This window comes from Neobacillus sp. DZ-9 (genome assembly GCF_059587065.1).
Map to the genome: position 1 here is coordinate 73,805 of NZ_JCAIOL010000004.1, position 18,730 is coordinate 92,534.

Below are 18,730 nucleotides of genomic sequence, written 5' to 3' on the forward strand. Positions count from 1 at the left end.
TATGGAAAAGTTATTACAAGTAAACAATCTTAAAAAGCATTTTCACTTAGGAAAAGATCAAGTTTTAAAAGCCGTTGATGGTGTAACCTTTCATATTAACAAAGGGGAGACATTCGGAATTGTTGGTGAGTCCGGATGCGGGAAGTCTACGGCTGGCAGAACGATTATCGGGCTTTATGATGTAACAGAGGGTGAGGTTGTTTTTAAAGGAAAAAATATCCACAAGTTCACATCAAAAGAACGATTTGGTTTTCATCGGCAAATGCAAATGATTTTCCAAGACCCATATGCTTCGTTAAATCCAAGGTCAACCGTGAGTGAAATCATATCTGAGCCGATGGAAGTTCACGGCTTGTATCCAAATAAACAAGAACGGTTAAATCGTGTCTATCAATTATTAGAAGATGTTGGTTTAAATCGAGAACATGCCAATCGGTATCCGCATGAATTTAGCGGCGGTCAGCGCCAACGGATTGGAATTGCTAGGGCCTTATCCCTTGACCCTGATTTTATCATTGCTGATGAGCCGATTTCTGCTTTGGATGTATCCGTTCAGGCACAGGTTGTTAATTTGCTGACCAAACTTCAAAAGGAAAAGGGATTAACCTATCTATTTATTGCCCATGACCTTTCGATGGTAAAGCAAATCAGTGATCGTATTGGTGTCATGTACTTAGGGCAATTAGTGGAATTAACGACAAGCAGTGAGCTATATAAGAAGCCGCTGCATCCTTATACTCAGGCATTGCTCTCGGCCATCCCGATTCCTGACCCGGATATTGAGGACAAACGTGAACGGATTATATTAAAAGGGGAACTGCCAAGTCCGATTAATCCTCCTAGCGGATGTGTATTTAGAACGCGCTGCCCAATGGCCATGGATGTTTGTGCCAATGAGAAACCAGTGTGGCAGGAAGTTGAGGATAGCCATTATATTGCCTGTCATCTTTATGATAAAAACAAAGCCGGTGATCATGATTATTCTCAGGTTGCTGTCACGAGGTAACTAATGGAACAATTAAGGTCAAAAATCGAAGAAGAACTCCGCAACTCGAACGGCAGAATCGGTTTGGCTATCGAAATTGAGGGCGAGAGTATTTATGTTAATAGTGAAGAAGTATTCCAATCCGCAAGTTTGATTAAGTTACCCATTTTAATAGAGGCATTCCGGCAGAGTGAGATGGGAAAACTAAACGAGAATGAATTGGTTTCCATTACAAATCATGCAGGTGGGTCAGGCGTATTGCAGGCATTTTCCCGTACTGCGCTCTTGACAATTAAAGATCTCATGACGGTAATGATTACGGTCTCGGATAATACTGCCACCAACCTGCTTATAGATAAATTTGGAATGGAAACCATTCATCGATCTTTTGAAAAAATGGGATTGCAGCAAACCGTCCTTAATAGGAAAATGATGGATTTTGAGGCGATTGAACAAGGGCTTGATAACTACACAAGCCCGTTGGATATGATGACCTGTTTGAGGATAGTCAAAGAAGGCGACTTTTTAGCAAAGCAAAGCCGTGAAGCGGCATTAAGAATACTAAGTTATCAGCAATTTCAAGATAGACTTCCAGGCATGATGGAACTCGATAAGGTTAAAGTGGCAAATAAAACAGGCAGTCTTCCTCACATAGAACATGATTGTGCGGTGATAACGTATAATGGGAAAACAGCCTATGCAGTGGTCCTAATGGATCAGCTAGATGATGTATTTGCAGGAAAGCAGAAAATCTGTAGAATTGGTAAGCATATATTTGAATATTTAGTGGAAAAATCATAGAAGAAAAGGAAACTTAGGTAATAATTGGAAGAGAATCCCTTGAAGGATTCTTTTTTTTGCGTTAAAGAAGCGGCGGACAGACCATTCTTAAAAATATTGACACGATGTCATATTGTTTGATATGATTTTGTAAACGATTACAAATTGGGGAAGGGTGGATTATGATGGCGTCGAATTTTTTACCAACTTTGGAGTTTGCTAAACAACTAGATAATGAGGATACACTTTCACGATTTCGAGAAGAGTTCTATTTAAAACCTGATTCCATTTATATGGATGGAAATTCTTTAGGCCTTCTTTCGAAAAGAGCAGAAAAGGCTCTCTTAGAATCGTTAAACGATTGGAAACATTATGGAATCGATGGCTGGACACAAGGCAACCATCCATGGTTTTTTATGGCGGAGGAATTGGGCAAGAAGCTTGCGCCTTTAGTAGGAGCTTCTGCTGAAGAAGTCATTGTAACGGGTTCCACAACCGTCAATCTGCACCAACTAGTGTCAACGTTTTATCAGCCGGACGGAAACCGTACGAAAATATTGGCAGATGAACTAACTTTCCCATCTGATATTTATGCTCTGCAAAGCCAGCTGCGTACCCATGGATATGATCCGGATACACATCTCATCCGTGTAAAAAGCCGCGATGGCCGCTTTTTAGAAGAGGATGATATTATCGAAGCGATGACCGATGACGTGGCTTTAATTGTCCTGCCAACCGTCCTTTACCGCAGTGGTCAAATATTGGACATCAAACGATTAACAGAAGTAGCCCATAAGAAAGGTATTTTAATTGGGTTTGATGCCTGCCACTCGGCTGGGGCTATTCCCCATTATTTTAGTGAATGGGATGTGGACTTTGCCTTTTGGTGCAACTATAAACATTTAAACGGCGGACCTGGCAGTGTTGGCGGTTTATATGTCAATCGTAAGCATTTTGGTAAGATGCCTGGCCTCGCTGGCTGGTTTAGTTCGAATAAAGAGAAACAATTCGACATGGAGCATACCTTAACACCTGCTCATTCAGCAGGAGCTTTTCAAATTGGAACACCTCATGTTCTTAGTATCGCTCCTTTGATCGGTTCTTTAGAAATTTTTACAGAAGCGGGTATTGAAAATATTCGCGAGAAGTCTCTTAAAATCAATCAATATTTAGTAGATTTAATTGATACTGAGCTTGCTGAAATGGGATTTTTCGTTGGATCGCCAAGAGAAGATGCGCGCCGCGGCGGGCATGTGAGCCTGGAGCATAATGAAGCTGCACGAATTTGTAAGTCCTTAAAGGAAAATGGGATCATTCCTGATTTCCGTGCACCTAACATCATTCGCCTTGCACCTGTCGCGCTTTATACTTCCTATGAGGAAGTTTGGAAAGTCGTTCAAATTCTTAAAAAAATCATAACTGAAAAACAATATGAAAAATTTAAAAATGAACGGGAAGTAGTAGCTTAAATAAACCTGAGGACAAAAATTAGTGTGGAAAAAGCCCATTAACTCTGAAAAAAGGCCGAGACTGTAAAATACAGTAAATATCTTAAAAATTTGCACAAAAGTCTAAAGATTTTTTATTATGACGGAAACCGTTTTCATATAAAATGGGACTAGAAAATAGGCCTTTTATAAAAAATGGAGGACACCGTTATGAAAAAGTATGTAATCTGCGGCGTTAGTAATCGGGCTTTAGAAATGTATATGAAACCACTCCTAAATGAGTTCTCATCAGACAATCGGATTGTTGGATTACTTGATTCTGATCCTTTAAGATTTACCATTGCGAAAGAAAAATACCCGAAATTACAGTCGATTCCTACCTTCGATTCAGGTCAATTTGAAAGCATGATTGAAGAAACGAAACCGGATTATGTCATTGTGACAGGAAGAGACGATACACATTTAGATTATATTTTAAGAGCGTTGAAGAAACAGGTAAACGTGATTACAGAAAAACCGATGGTGACAACCGCAGAAGATGCATATAAGGTGATGCAAGCGGAAGCTAAGAGCAAAGGGAAAGTATTAGTCACGTTTAATTATCGGTACAGCGCGTTCCATCGGAAAATTAAGGAAATGATTCTCGAAGGAAAAGTTGGCAGAATTACTTCGATTGATCTAAATTGGTATATTGATACCTATCATGGTTCAAGCTATTTTAAACGCTGGAACCGGAATCGCGACATTTCCGGAGGCTTATCGATTCATAAATCCACTCACCACTTTGACCTGGTCAATTGGTGGCTGGATCAAAAGCCGGAGGAAGTATTTGCGTACGGTGCACTAAATTACTACGGACAAGACGGGGAAATGAATCCAAAGAAAGAATCGGGTCGTTTTTGTGGGACTTGCGATGTCCGCAATAACTGTGCTTATTTTAGGCGTTGGAACCCGCGAATTGGTTCGACTACGGTAAAAGATGACCATCTATTAGCGGGTGTTTATGAAAAGGACGTGCCTTATACGAATTATCGTCCCGATGCATGTATTTTTGATGAGGAAATTTCGATAGAGGATACGTATGTAGCAGCTGTTAAGTATGATGGTGGCAGCTTGCTCAGTTATTCAATCAACTTCTCAGCTCCTTATGAAGGATACCGTCTAGCGATTAACGGAACGAAGGGAAGAATCGAAACCACTGAATACCATGAACCATCGCGGTTACCGTTTGAATATCGTGATCAAAAAATAGATTATTATCCTCTTTTTGGCGCAAAAGAGACGATAGAACTTGTTCAAAACTCTGGGGGACATGGCGGAGGAGATCCGCTGTTATTAGAGGACCTTTTCCTTGGTCCAGACCCTGCCCGCGGCTATGAAATATTAGCAGGAGCGGAGGCCGGTGCCTATTCAATTGCTGTTGGCGAAGGGGTATGGCGCTCTGTTTCCGAGAAGAAACCAATTAATATAAAGGAAATCCTTTACCATTCCAATCACCAATTAACCAAGTAATGAGAAGCGGTTGACAACAAAGGGGATTACTTAGAGAGAACATACTAATTGTCAATCTTGATACAATTAGTATGTTTTTTTCTATTTTCCATTGAAATTAGCTTTGCACCTCCGTTTCAAAATGAGTAGAATAATTTTATACTTTTAAGGAAGTTGTTTCACACGAGGAGATAAAAGCATGTTAATAAAAAAATTAACAACTTCTTGGTTTGCACTGACCCTAGTTATTGGCTTGGGGCTTACAGGTTGCAATGGTGAAGGATTTTCATCACAAGAATCAAGACAAAAAGCTACTGGAAAAGTGAAAATCACTTTCTGGGATGATAATACAGGACCACAACGGACCCCCATTTGGGGAAAAATAATCAATCAGTTTGAGAAAGAAAATCCAACCATCGATGTGGAATATGTCGGATTGCCTAAAGACTCCGCTAAAGCAATGTTTGATTCCGCTATTGCGGCTGGAGAGATGCCTGATGTGGCTAGTGTGTATTCAAGCTGGCTGCCGGAGTTTTCTTTTCGCGATGCCCTATTGCCACTAGATTCGTATTTTTCAGTATGGAGTCAAAAGGACAAAATCAACAAAGATGCCATTGAATTTAATAAGCTTATTGTCAGTGATCACAAACTATATGGGATTCCATATACACAAAACCTTGATGTTCTGTGGATCCGCTCTGATTGGTTTAAAGCGGCAGGGCTGAAGACGCCTGAGACGTGGGACGAGTTCTTTCAAGATGTTAAAACGTTAACAGATAAATCGAAGGGACGATATGGATATACCATCCGTGGAGGGGCGGGCGGCTCTTTCCAGTTACAACGGATGATGTATGCCTATTCGGGCATAAATACTTACTTTAAGAATGGGAAAAGCACCATTAACGATCCTAAGCATGCCGAATTCTTAAAAAAATACTTTGCCCTGTATCAAAATTATACGCCTATGAGCGATATTACTAATGACTATAAAGCAATGATTACAGGATTCGATACGGGTTCGGTTGCAATGGTCCAGCATAATATCGGTTCCTATGCCGAGCATAGTGCATCGTTAAAATCTGATCAATTTCAGGCTATTCCTTTGCCAAAATCGATAGAAGGCCATTATGTTGCAGAAGACGGCAATACCATTGGAATAAGTATTTTTAAGGGAACCAAACATCCAAAAGAGTCATGGAAATTTGTCCGTTTCATTAATTCTAAGGAGGCGCAGAGTTATTGGAATCAAAGTGTCGGTCAAATTCCAACCAATTCAGATGCACTAAGTGAAGACTGGATCAAGACTTCCCCGCATATTCAGACAGCCCAGAAGGTCTATAATGATCCGGAAACGATTCTATTTGAACCGCCATTCAATCTGCCTGAATACCGGACGATCCTAAATACTATAGTAGACACAGGTACACAAGCGGTGTTAAGCGGGAAAATGACGGTAGAAGAGTTTTTGGATAAATGGGCAGACGCCATAGAAGCAGCCCAACGGCAATACGATGAACAATATAAAAATATCCAAGTTAAATAAATCAACTTAGCATTCGATGCAATTTGGCATCGGATGCTTTTTTTAGTTTTGCTGTATTAAAGAACATTGTTGGATTTGAACCGATGTTGATTGGAGCGGAAAGCTAGCGCCTGTAGCGCAAATCAACAACTAATTTTAACAAAACATAGTTTTTTAAAATATCTTAAAATTTTAACCATTCATCTTAAAATCTTTAATTATGAAAGAAACCGTTTTCATTTAATATGAAAGCAGAGAGGAGGAAACTAGATGAGTTATTCGCAAGGTGCTACTGAAACGGTCATTAAGAATCAAAAGGTGGTAAACAAAAAGAAAGCTACAAAGGAAAAATGGGTTCCCTATTTGTTCATTCTCCCTTCTTTCCTAATTGTCTTAGGTTTTCTTTTTTATCCTATAGGAACAGTTTTTTATTACAGTCTTCAAAATTATGATGTGTCAGCGCCATACTACAATGGCTTTGCTGGCCTTGAAAACTTTATCAACATCTTTACAAAAGACAAGATGTTCATCCCTAGTTTACTAAATAGCTTGAAATGGGTTGTATCTGAAGTTGGTCTTCAATTAATTTTTGGGATGATTTTGGCCTTATTATTGAACCAAACCTTTAAATTTAGAGGCGTCGTGCGTGCGGTTGCCTTTATCCCTTGGGCAATTTCAGGAGTGCTTGCATCCACGATGTGGTCATTAATCTTTAACGAACATATGGGTGTACTCAATGACTTGCTAATGAAAATGAGAATTATTGATGAACCACAGGCATTCTTGGCAGGTACATCAACAGCGTTTACCTCCGTGATTCTTGCAGAGCTTTGGAGGGGGATACCATTCTTTGCTATTACCCTGCTAGCCTCCTTACAAAGTATTCCCGCTGAATTATATGAAGCAGCAAAGGTAGATGGTGCGAGCAGATGGAAGTCATTTATCTTTGTTACTCTGCCGCAATTGAAAAATACGATTGTTTTAACAACCTTACTGCGTGTTGTCTGGGAATTTAATAACGTGGATCTTTTGTTTAACTTAACGGGCGGTGGACCTGCACATTCCACTACAACACTAACCATGTACATTGCTGATTTAGCCGTTCATGGAAGTAATTTTGGATATGGTTCGGCATTAACAGTGGTTTCATTTGGTATCTTACTCATTTTCGCCATCCTATATCTGAAACTATCCCGTTATGAAAAGGAGTGATTTCTTAGATGTTTACAGCAAATAAAAAAGCAGACAAACTCTTAACTCTGTATCTTCCTTTGACGATGATGTTATGTTTTACCATCTTCCCAATTTACTGGACACTCAATACAGCTTTTAAGCCTGAAGGGGATATCGTAAAACGTCCGTTGCAGTATATGCCGATTACGCCCACTGTTGATAACTTTGTCAACGCTTGGAACAATGTCGGTTTTGCTACCTTCTTTAAAAATAGTTTAATCGTTGGTGTATTTACGGTAATTGCAGTTCTCATTTGTTCTACTCTATCTGGATATGCCTTAAGCAGATACCAATTCAAGGGCAAGCGCGCCTTCATGCTCATGCTGTTATGTACTCAGTTCATCCCAAGGGCTATGATGATCATTCCTTTGTTCATCATCTTCAAAAATCTTGGGCTGATCAGTAACCCGCTTTCACTTATTATTACGTATACGGCTGTAGAGATTCCATTTACCACAATCTTGATGAGCGGATTTATTTCTAATGTTCCCAAGGAATTAGAGGAGGCAGCGATGATGGATGGCTGTACGAAATTACAATCATTGCGCCATGTGGTCTTTCCTTTATTGATGCCTGGAATTGTGGCAACGGGAGTCTTTACCTTCATTTATACCTGGAATGAATTTTTAATTGCATTGATGCTGACTAATAAACAAGCTAAATTCACTCTCCCTGTTGGTTTAAGTTCAATGATGGGAGAATTTAGTATCAACTATGGAGCTTTGGCAGCTGGAAGTGTAATCGCTTTAATCCCGGCAGTTATCCTATTTGCCTATGCACAGAAGCACCTAGTAAACGGTATGGGTGGAGCAGTGAAAGGCTAATTAAAAATAATATTTGCTAAAAAAATTTAAGGGGGCAATACCATGTTAAAGAAAAAAGTTACTACTTCTGTTCTTGCACTAACAATGGCAACCGGAATGCTGCTTACTGGGTGTGGCGGCGGAGAAAAAGCTTCTTCTACAACCAAAAAAGCGGCAACAAAAACAGATGAACCTGTTACCCTCCAATTTTGGGATGAAAACGCAGGTCCAGCTCGTACCCCTGTATGGGAAGAAGTTATTAAGCGATTTGAAGCTAAGTACCCGAACATTGATATTGAGTATGTTGGTATTCCAAATGCTTCCGCAAAATCAAAATATGATGCAGCGATTGCAGCAGAGGATACGCCGGATATTGGGTCTTTGCAAACAACTTGGCTTCCAGAATTCTCAATTCGTAAAGCCTTGCTTCCACTAGATTCTTATTTTAATAAATCAGAAATCAGCAAGAAAATTAACAAAGGCGCAACTGATGTAAATAAGAAAATCACTCAAGATGGCAAGCTTTATGGCATTCCTTATGCGCAAAACTTGGATTCATTATGGATTCGTACCGACTGGTTTGAGAAAGCTGGCGTCCAAGAGCCAAAAACATGGGACGAATTCTTTAATGTAGTTGAAAAAATGACGGATAAAGCAAATAATCGTTATGGCTTTACGATCCGCGGCGGAGCCGGTGCATCTTTCACGATTCAAAGAGCGATGTTTGCTTACAGTGGTTTAGACTTTTTTGATAAAAAAGGTAAAACCAACATAAATGATCCTAAACATGTAGAATTTGTTGAAAAGTATTTCTCGAACTATAACAAATTTACGCCAAAGAGTGACATTACCAATGGATATAAAGAAATGATTGCCGGCTTTGATACTGGTGTTGTAGCAATGGTACACCACAACCCAGGTTCTTTCGGTGAGCACAGCAAAGCCTTACCAGCAGGTTCGTTTAAATTGATTCCACTTCCACAGACAGATGATGGCAGATATGTTGCCGAGGGTGGAAATGCCGTTAACCTTGGTATCTTCAAATCAACAAAGCATGCTAAAGAAGCTTGGAAATTCGTAGAGTTTGTTAACTCTGCTGAAGCACAAAGCTACTGGAATGAACAAACAGGTCAAATCCCTACGAATAAAGATGTATTAGATGATGAATGGGTACAGAAAGCTCAGCACATTAAGGTTGCATTTGATGTATACAACGATCCTAAAACAAAGATTTATATGCCTCCATTCTATTTACCAGATTACCGTTCCATTCTTGACGGTATCGTAGACCCAGGTGTGCAGGCAGTCATGAGTGGCAAAATGACAGCTAAAGAATTCCTAGACCAGTGGGCAAAAGCAATCGAAGACTCTAAAAAGAAATACGATGAAACATTTAAAAAGTAGGCTATGCAAAGAACATTGTTGATTTTTTAACCCTGTTGATTGGAGCGGAAAGCGAAGCGCCTGGAGCGGAAATCAGCAGCCCAGTTTAACACGGCTAAAAAGTAATTAAAGCTTCTCTTTCTGGGTGTTAATTTTATTAACACCTAGTTGTCCTATGTGATAAATAATGATTTAAGAATAGTTTAAAAAGGAGATTAGAAAATGGGTATTACAACTGAACCAATCAAAACAGAAACTCCGTTATTGATGGCAGAAAAGGCATGCCAAGCATTAATGAAGAACTTTCGTGCAGAGGAATTACCTCCAGTAAATTGGTTCCATTATCACCAAGGAGTCTTTCTATATGGGGTTTACAGAGTATGGCAAGAAACAGGAAAAGATGAGTATTTTGATTACATTAAAGCATACTTCGACCATTTAATTGATGAAGAAGGAAATGTTGTATTCGAAAGAGATCAGCTTGACTCGACAATGGCAGGGATTCTGTTGTTTCCTTTATATGAAAAGACAAAGAATCCAAAATATATGATTGCCGCAAAGAAATTAAGAAGTGCATTAGATACCATCAACAGGACATCTGAAAACGGCTTCTGGCACAAGGAAAAATACCCTTATCAAATGTGGCTGGATGGCCTCTTTATGGGCGGGCCATTTATTCTGCTGTACAGCAAGCATTTTCAGGAAGAAGAATTAGTTCAGCACGTGCTGCTTCAAGAAAAGCTTATGCGCAAGCATATGACAGATCCTAAAACTGGCCTGCTTTTCCACGCATGGGATGAGAAAAAAGTACAGCCATGGGCAGATTCTGAAACAGGCTGTTCACCAGACTTCTGGGGACGTTCCGTTGGCTGGTACGGTGCGGCACTCATTGATATGTTAGAAATTTTGGGCGAAAAGAACCGTGGTCAAGAGGCATGGATTCATTCACTAAAAAGCTTCATTCCCGCTATCGTAAATTTCCAGGATGAACAAACTGGCCTTTGGTATAACGTTGTCGATAAAGGAGATCGTCCGGACAACTGGCTGGAATCATCATGTTCGGCACTATTCTTATATTTTATTGCCAAAGCTACTAAGCATGGCATTGTGGATGAGTATTATCGTGAGGTTTGTCAGAAAGCCTATGCAGGATTATTAAAGCATATGGTGGAAACGGATGACAATTCCTTTACATTAAAAGGAATTGTGGTCGGTACCTCTGCAGGCTCATACGATTACTACGTATCTCGTCCGACGTCTGAAAATGACTTGCATGGCATGGGGGCATTTATCTTAGCAAGTATGGCACTTTATGAACTGAATAACGGAAAATAATATTATCTTAGAATAATTTGATGAAAAGGAGAGCTTCCATGAATATGGGAGCTTTCTATTCTATCTATTGGACAGGGGGTTTTTATTTTGACGGTAAGTACCATGAAAATTGATGGCTCACAGCCCCTCAAGCTTTCACCGACTAGGGCTTGGCGCACCTATTTAGGAGGAAAACTCATCGATGAGCTGCATGGAATCAAGCAGCCACAGGATAGTCATTTTCCTGAAGAATGGATGATGTCGATCATTTCAACGACTAGAAATGCCGACCGTGAACATATTCAAGAAGAAGGATTAAGCAAGCTGGACCTGGCTGATAGAGATATTTCATTGAAAGAGCTGGTCGAGAAAAATCCGTTTGAATTTCTAGGGAAACATCATGTAGCGCAATTCGGTAAGCAAACAGGAGTATTAGTTAAGTTAATTGATTCAGCAGAGCGGTTGATTATTCAGACCCACCCCGATAGGGAGAAGGCTCAGAAATTATTTAATTCTTTGTATGGAAAAACAGAATGCTGGCACTTTGTCGGCGGCAGAGAAATGGATGGTGTACCACCGCATGTGTATGTTGGCTTTAAACCGGGTGTAACAAGAGAGCAATGGAAGGCCTTGTTTGATGAACAAGATGTCCAAGGTATGCTTGATTGTTTACACAAATATGAAGTGAAAGCTGGTGATACCTTCTTAATAGAAGCAGGAATCCCGCATGCGATTGGATCTGGATGCTTATTGGTAGAGATTCAGGAGCCTTCAGATTATACCATCCGGATGGAGAAGAAATCACCTTCAGGCTTACCCATCGATGATTTCTTAATTCATCAAGGCTTAGGCTTTGAGAAAATGTTTGATATTTTTAAGTACGACACGTTTTCTAGGGAAGAAACGCTTGAGAAGTGGCAGGTAGTTCCCGAAATATTATGCGAGTCTGAGGGCAGTAAAGAAATCGAACTGATTGGCTATAAACGAACACCTTATTTTAGAATGACTCAGGTGGAAGTACAAAATCAGCTGGAAGTTCAAGGGGACGGTACCTTTTCCGGATTGTATATTCTTTCTGGTGATGCCGTACTTATAACAGGTGAGGAACGTCTGCCTGTAAAAAAAGGGGCCCAGCTATTTATTCCTGCGCAAGTATCCAGTTTTACGATTAAAAACAATGGTAATGAAGCCGTTCATGCTTTAAGGTTATTTGGGCCGAAGGTGTACTAAGAAAATGAAACAGCAGCTGGATACTCTGGCTGCTGTTTATATTTTTTAAGAAAGGTTTACCCCTTTCCCCCCCCCTTTTTTTTTGACCTATTCAGACTAAATACGGAAATGCATATAATGACCAATTGACCATTAATTTTGTAATATGATAAAATTCGGAAAACGGTTTCAAAAGGTTTGATGAATATTTATTAATTTGGCTGTGTTAAAGGACATTGTTGATTTTTAACACTGTTGATTGGAGCGGAAGGCACGAAGACTCCTGCGGGAGTACGGGGCAGGGGAGACCCCGCAGGCGCTTGCGCCGAGGAGGCTCCCCGGCACGCCCGCGGAAAGCGAAGTGCCTGGAGCGCAAATCAACAACCAAGTTTAACAGAGCCATTAATTTTATAACTACTAGGGAGTTCCTTCAATAATGGATATAAAGATAAAAAACTTTGTTCGCAAATATTTTTTCTATTCTTTTAAGTCAACCATAATGACTCTCTATTTACCTATCATTATTATTTTTATTTTCATTACTGGATGGGTGTCTACCCAGCTGGCTACGGCCCAAATTGAAGAGAATGCCTATAAAAATGTAAATGATACGATTTTCCAGACAAAGAATTACCTCGATAATATGCTATCAGATGTATTTCAACAATTAGTCTCTTTATCGAATGATCCAAGGATTCTATCATTAGTAGATAAGGAGAAATCAGAGATAAAGCCAGAGTCGTATGTAGAGATTGATAATAATCTGAAGCTTATTTATTCAAGATACAATGTAATCCTTGACTCCGTTCTAGTGAATCTTAATCAAAATGACTTTTTACTTTATCATAGCAGCTATAATTCTAATCCTTCAATAAATTATAATGACTATTTTGCTAATTTTAACGGAAACAAAGAAGGCTTTTATTGGTGGAATATTCATCAGGATCGAGTATTTAATGAAAATAATCGAGTCATGTCGATTTTTAGGTTACTGGAAAAGCAGCAATCACCAGCAAAAGGGATTGTATTATTTAATTTACGATCAGAATTTTTTGAGCAAGTATTGAATAAATCATTAATCGGAGATAATGGATATCTAACTTTGATTAGTCCTGATGGAAGCTATGAATCTAAAACAGTAAAAAAGGATTACAAATTGGATCCATCCACTCTTCACTCTTTACAACATTTACAAAAGGGAAAGGGTAAATTCTCTTATGAAAATGCTGCAGGAGAAAATATGATAGTGATTTACGATACATTAAGTGCGAATAACTGGAAAATAGCCGCTGTTATTCCTCAAGATGAAATTTTAAAAAAAGTGAATTACATCAAAGACTTTACGATTTTTTTAATTGTATTGATGATTATTGGTGCTATATTTCTCACCAACATCGTTGGAAAATACATTTCGAAACCTTTTAATAAAATGGCCAAACAAATGGGAATGATTGATAAACAACATCTCGATTTTGAGTTTGAAATGTCTGGCCCGGAGGAAATGAAGATTCTTCATACAGGCTTTAAAGAGTTAATTGTTCGGATAAATACTTTAATGGAACAGATTCGGTTAGAACAAGAAGAGAAACGACAATTAGAATTTGCGATTATGCACGCCCAAATTAATCCACATTTTCTCTATAACACGATGTATTCGATTAAAGGATTGTGTGATATGGGGCTCAATAAGGATGCAAGTCAAATGATAACTGCTCTTTCGAGTTTTTTCCGAATTGGAATAAGTAAAGGGAAGGAAATCATTTCTATTCAGGAAGAAATGGAGCATATTCAGCATTATCTGTTTATCCAGGAAATGCGCTACGGGGACGATTTTTCCTATGAAATAGCTGTGGATGAAGAGATTTTATCCTATAATATTATTAAACTTTCTTTACAGCCGCTGATTGAAAATGCCATCTATCACGGGGTGAAGCGAAAACGGGGACTAGGGAAAATTACCATTAAAGGATACCAGATGGATGATACGATCCATTTAGAGGTGATCGATAATGGGAATGGGATTGAACCGCATAAATTACAAGATATTTTGCAAGAAATAGAAGCCTCTTACCAAGAGAAGAAGAAATACCTTGGTATTGGTCTAAAAAGTGTTAATGAACGAATTAAAATTCACTTCGGAAACAATTTTGGTCTTACTATTGTAAGTGAACCTGGCAGTGGAACAGTAGTTAGCATTACGATTCCCAAAACAAAAGGGGAGATTAATGAGTATGCATAAAGTGATCGTTGTAGAAGATGATAGAATTATTCGCAGGGGCATATGTCAGTCCATTCCTTGGGAGGAGCATGGGTTTGTGATTGCAGGCGAAGCTGGAGACGGTGAAATCGCACTGGAATTAATCGAAAAGGAACAGCCGCAGGTGGTCGTTTCCGATATTAATATGCCGTTCATGAGTGGTTTAGAAATGGCGAAACAAATTAAAGAGAAAAGTCCCGAAACGAGAATTATTTTTCTGACAGGATATGAAGATTTTAAATATGCGCAAGAAGCGGTCAAATTAAAAGCGTATGACTATCTCTTAAAGCCGGTGGATTCAGAATATTTGCTCGAAAAAGCAAAGGAAGCTGCTGCTGATTGGGAAAAGGAAACCGTAGTCGGAAAAAGAATGATAGAATCATTACCGTTGCTTCAACAGCAATTTTTTCAAAGGTTGACCAAAGAGGATGAATCCCGGATTGATGTAGAGAAGGAGTTAATCGGGCTGGGGGTCCAAATGGATGGGCCGTTTTTCGCAGTTATTCTTGTTAAGCATATGTCGATGTGGGATATGGACATTCATCTTTTGCAAAAGAAGCTGACTTCAACTGTTTTTAACGAAATGAACTGTAGGGTGATGAAGGCAGATACAGATGAATTTGCCGTCCTACTTTCCCTTGAAAACGAAAATGATGCCAGAAAGGGGCAGTTAGCTCAAGACTTGTTCTATATACTCAGTCATCAAACAGAGGATCCCCTTACCATTACGTTTGGCAGGACATATCCTAATATGTTTGAAGTGGGAAAATCCTTTCTAGAAGCCAGGCTTGCTATGGATATGCGGCATATTATGGGGACCGGCCGAGTGTTTTCCCTAGATGAAACCGTTTCTAAATGTGAACAAAAAGAAGATTACGTCAAAGAATTAGAATTGAAATTAGAAAATCAAATAAAATTAGGACTGCCTGATAAAGCCGATGACGTACTTAGCGAGTTATGCAAAGCGATTGTCGAGAGAAAAACAATTCCATTATCTGATTTAAAGGTTCTTGCGTTAAAATTTAGTACAATGCTCTTTTTTGAAATTGAAAAATGGAAAAAGGAAGATACAAATAGCTTTAACACGTCCGATATTTATAAGGATATTATGGAATTGCGGACGCTGACGGAAATGACCGAGGTTCTGCATGGACTAATCGAGCAATGGTTGACTGCGATGTATAAAAAGAAAGAAAAGAATTATTTAAGCCATGTCGACCAGGCGATCAAGTATATGAAGAATCATTTCCATGATAGTAGTTTAACCCTTCAAAAGGTAGCCGAGATCATTCATGTCAGCACCCCATATTTAAGTAACCTCTTTAAATTGGAGAAAGGGTTTAATTTTGGAGATTACTTGTTGGAATTACGAATGAAGAAGGCGATGGAGCTATTAGGTGGGGGAAATATTAAAACCTATGAAGTTTGTGAAAAAGTAGGCTATAGCAACCCTCAATATTTTGGTATTTGTTTCAAAAAGTATACAAGCTTTACACCGGCTGAGTTTAAGAAAAAGTTTAAATAGGCTGGAGCAATATGATACATAGACATCCGAATGGAATCTTCTTTAACAAGGAGAACTCCAGCCGGATGTTTTTTTATTGTTGAAATTTTTAAGATAATCGTTTGAGATTTTAAGGACTTTACCCTAATGAATTGTAACCCCTTTCATAGCTTTATATAATCAACGTGTGAGTTGCTGTTAATCATGTAAATTTCCGAATCAGACACGATAGTGGGAGTGGAATTTATGAATAAATATACTATTTTATCAAAAATTACGGATTGTGGTGTAGTCGCTGTAGTTAGAGCCGACTCCTCAGAAGAGGCCGTAAAAATTTCAGAAGCCTGTGTGAGCGGCGGGATATCCGGGATTGAAGTGACCTTTACAGTTAAAGGTGCCGATGAAGTGATTAAAGAATTAACGTCTGTTTATCAAAATAATCCGGATGTTGTAATTGGGGCGGGCACCGTACTTGATACAGCCACTGCACGGATTGCCATTTTAGCTGGCGCACAGTTCATTGTCAGTCCTTGTTTTGATGCAGATACAGCTAAATTATGTAATCTCTATCAAATTCCCTATATGCCAGGCTGTATGACGATCACAGAAATAAAGCACGCATTGGAATTTGGTTGTGACATTGTGAAGCTCTTCCCTGGAAGTGCCTATGGACCGGACTTTATCAAGGCAGTAAAAGGACCGCTGCCACAGGCGAATATTATGCCTACAGGCGGAGTGGACTTAGAGAATGTAGATCAATGGATTAAAAATGGCTGTGCAGCTGTAGGCGTAGGCGGTAACCTTTCAGCCCCAGCCAAAACAGGTCATTTTGAAAAAATTACGGAATATGCAAGAGAATACGTAAAAAAAGTCCAGATTGCTAGAGAGGCGTAAACGATGGAAAAGATTATTACTCTAGGAGAAATCATGCTTAGGTTCTCTACAAATATTGGGGAGAGGCTCTTCAAAGCAGATCACGTTCAGATGCACTATGGCGGTGCCGAAGCAAATGTGGCTGTTTCATTAGCCCGTTTTGGACATCATGTTCAATTTGTCAGTAAGGTACCAGAAAACATGCTCGGAATGGCAGTCGACAGACACTTACAGGCAAATGGAGTCCAAACTGATTTTTTGCTAAAGGGCGGAGAACGGCTGGGAACCTATTATGTGGAGTCAGGGGTCGGCCCTAGAAGTGCCCAAGTAACCTATGATCGGAAATTCTCTAGTTTTTCACAATTAACGATGGAAGAATTCGACTTTGATGAGATTTTTCAAGATGCTTCCCTTTTTCATGTTACCGGTATTACTGCTGCCCTTTCTCCAAGTTTACGAGAGCTTGTTTTACACTCCTTGAAAAAAGCAAAGGAACATGGAGTTACCACAAGCTTTGATTTTAACTATCGCTCTAAATTATGGAGCCAAGAAGAAGCTTCAGACGCAACCAAGACATTCCTTCCATATGTGGATGGCTGCTTTTGCGGAGAACTCGATGCGATTTATTTATTAGGAATTGAAAAGGCGGAGCCTGCATTAGAAGGCGGAGCCAAGCTCGAATATTATTATCAAAAAATAAAACAATTGTACCCGAACATCCGATTTATGAGCTCTACTTTCCGGCAGGTCATCTCAGCCTCGACTAATACACTTCAAGGGAATTACTATCTCGATGGAGAGTTATACCAGTCAAAGGTACATCAAATCGATCATATTGTAGAGCGGATTGGCGGAGGTGATGCCTTTGCTGCCGGAATCCTATATGGGATTGTTGAGGGAATGACCCCCAAGGAGCTAGTAGAATTTGCCGCGGCTGCTTCGGTATTGAAGCATACCGTACATGGAGACTGCAACATATTCTCACCGAATGAGATAAAAGAATTCGCCAGCAATAAACCAGGGAAAATCGTTCGCTAACAATATTGAAGGAGGGATTCCAATATGGAAACTCGTTATGCAAATCATCCAGAAGAGATCAAGCGTTACAATACAGACGAATTAAGGAAGCATTTCCTTGTAGAAACACTTTTTGAACCAGGTAAGGTTCATCTAACTTATACACATGTAGACCGGATGATTTTTGGCGGGGTTACTCCTGCAGAAGTGGAATTGACGATTAAGCTTGATAAGCAGCTCGGTGTCAACTATTTCCTGGAGCGCCGTGAATTAGGAATCATTAATATTGGCGGTGACGGTTCCGTTATTCTTGATGGAGTCGAATATGAGATGCAGCGCCGTGATGGTCTTTATGTAGGCAAAGGTACAGAGGAGATTCTTTTCCGTTCAAAGGATGCCAATAATCCTGCGAAGTTTTATATCAATTCTACTCCTGCTCATCATACGTATCCAACCGTCAAAATCGATATCAACAAAATTAGGCCGCTTGAGGCAGGTGAGCCTGGCACATTGAATGAAAGAAAGATCTATCAGTATGTACATCCTAATGTTTGTGAAAGCTGCCAGCTGCAAATGGGACTAACGATGTTATCACCAGGAAGTGTCTGGAACACGATGCCATGTCATACCCACGAACGCCGGATGGAAGTGTACTTGTACTTTGATATGGAACCCGAAACTCGTGTTTTCCATTTCATGGGACAACCGAATGAAACAAGACATTTAGTCATTAAAAACGAGCAGGCTGCCATTTCTCCAAGCTGGTCCATCCATACAGGAACAGCCACCAGCAATTACACATTCATTTGGGGAATGTGCGGCGAAAATATTACCTATGATGATATGGATCATGTAAAAATGGAAGATTTGAGATAGAACGTAATAGATTAACAAATTAGGAGGCATAACAG

The 18,730-nt window shown here is 39.5% G+C and carries 15 protein-coding genes; all 15 read left to right on the plus strand.

The window, feature by feature from the left end:
- Position 1 precedes the first annotated feature (1 nt).
- The 15 genes from AC59HZ_RS12295 (at position 2) to kduI (ending at position 18,695) form a co-directional block, all read left to right on the plus strand.
- Positions 2–1,006, plus strand: coding sequence for an ABC transporter ATP-binding protein (locus AC59HZ_RS12295; protein ID WP_496546113.1), 1,005 nt, complete (start codon positions 2–4; stop codon positions 1,004–1,006).
- A gap of 3 nt (positions 1,007–1,009) precedes the next feature.
- Entirely contained in the window at positions 1,010–1,786 is a 777-nt protein-coding gene (locus AC59HZ_RS12300; protein WP_496546114.1) for a serine hydrolase, read from the plus strand.
- Positions 1,787–1,947: 161 nt separating this feature from the next.
- Positions 1,948–3,234 (plus strand): kynureninase, encoded by a 1,287-nt coding sequence (gene kynU / locus AC59HZ_RS12305; protein ID WP_496546115.1) that lies wholly within the window; start codon positions 1,948–1,950, stop codon positions 3,232–3,234.
- A gap of 189 nt (positions 3,235–3,423) precedes the next feature.
- Complete coding sequence (locus tag AC59HZ_RS12310; protein WP_496546116.1) at positions 3,424–4,725, plus strand: Gfo/Idh/MocA family protein; 1,302 nt, start codon at positions 3,424–3,426, stop codon at positions 4,723–4,725.
- 178 nt (positions 4,726–4,903) lie between these two features.
- Positions 4,904–6,247: an ABC transporter substrate-binding protein gene (locus AC59HZ_RS12315; RefSeq protein ID WP_496546117.1), complete on the plus strand. Its 1,344-nt coding sequence runs from the start codon at positions 4,904–4,906 to the stop codon at positions 6,245–6,247.
- Positions 6,248–6,496: 249 nt separating this feature from the next.
- Entirely contained in the window at positions 6,497–7,438 is a 942-nt protein-coding gene (locus tag AC59HZ_RS12320; protein WP_496546118.1) for a carbohydrate ABC transporter permease, read from the plus strand.
- An 8-nt stretch (positions 7,439–7,446) separates the two neighbouring features.
- A complete protein-coding gene (locus AC59HZ_RS12325; protein WP_335442288.1) occupies positions 7,447–8,283 on the plus strand; it encodes a carbohydrate ABC transporter permease in 837 nt (278 codons plus the stop codon).
- A gap of 42 nt (positions 8,284–8,325) precedes the next feature.
- Positions 8,326–9,666 (plus strand): ABC transporter substrate-binding protein, encoded by a 1,341-nt coding sequence (locus tag AC59HZ_RS12330; protein WP_496546119.1) that lies wholly within the window; start codon positions 8,326–8,328, stop codon positions 9,664–9,666.
- A gap of 201 nt (positions 9,667–9,867) precedes the next feature.
- Positions 9,868–10,980, plus strand: a complete 1,113-nt coding sequence (locus AC59HZ_RS12335; protein WP_496546120.1) for a glycoside hydrolase family 88/105 protein — start codon at positions 9,868–9,870, stop codon at positions 10,978–10,980.
- 87 nt (positions 10,981–11,067) lie between these two features.
- Complete coding sequence (locus AC59HZ_RS12340) at positions 11,068–12,189, plus strand: type I phosphomannose isomerase catalytic subunit (RefSeq protein ID WP_496546121.1); 1,122 nt, start codon at positions 11,068–11,070, stop codon at positions 12,187–12,189.
- Between the two features lie 415 nt (positions 12,190–12,604).
- Positions 12,605–14,407, plus strand: a complete 1,803-nt coding sequence (locus AC59HZ_RS12345; protein ID WP_496546122.1) for a sensor histidine kinase — start codon at positions 12,605–12,607, stop codon at positions 14,405–14,407.
- Positions 14,394–15,950 carry a response regulator gene (locus tag AC59HZ_RS12350; RefSeq protein WP_496546123.1) on the plus strand — a complete coding sequence of 519 codons (1,557 nt, stop codon included), beginning with the start codon at positions 14,394–14,396 and terminating at the stop codon, positions 15,948–15,950. Before AC59HZ_RS12345 ends, AC59HZ_RS12350 begins: the two co-directional genes overlap by 14 nt.
- A 225-nt stretch (positions 15,951–16,175) precedes the next feature.
- Complete coding sequence (locus AC59HZ_RS12355; RefSeq protein WP_496546124.1) at positions 16,176–16,823, plus strand: bifunctional 4-hydroxy-2-oxoglutarate aldolase/2-dehydro-3-deoxy-phosphogluconate aldolase; 648 nt, start codon at positions 16,176–16,178, stop codon at positions 16,821–16,823.
- A gap of 3 nt (positions 16,824–16,826) precedes the next feature.
- Complete coding sequence (locus tag AC59HZ_RS12360; protein WP_496546125.1) at positions 16,827–17,840, plus strand: PfkB family carbohydrate kinase; 1,014 nt, start codon at positions 16,827–16,829, stop codon at positions 17,838–17,840.
- Between the two features lie 24 nt (positions 17,841–17,864).
- Positions 17,865–18,695 (plus strand): 5-dehydro-4-deoxy-D-glucuronate isomerase, encoded by an 831-nt coding sequence (gene kduI, locus AC59HZ_RS12365; RefSeq protein ID WP_496546126.1) that lies wholly within the window; start codon positions 17,865–17,867, stop codon positions 18,693–18,695.
- Positions 18,696–18,730: the final 35 nt, after the last annotated feature.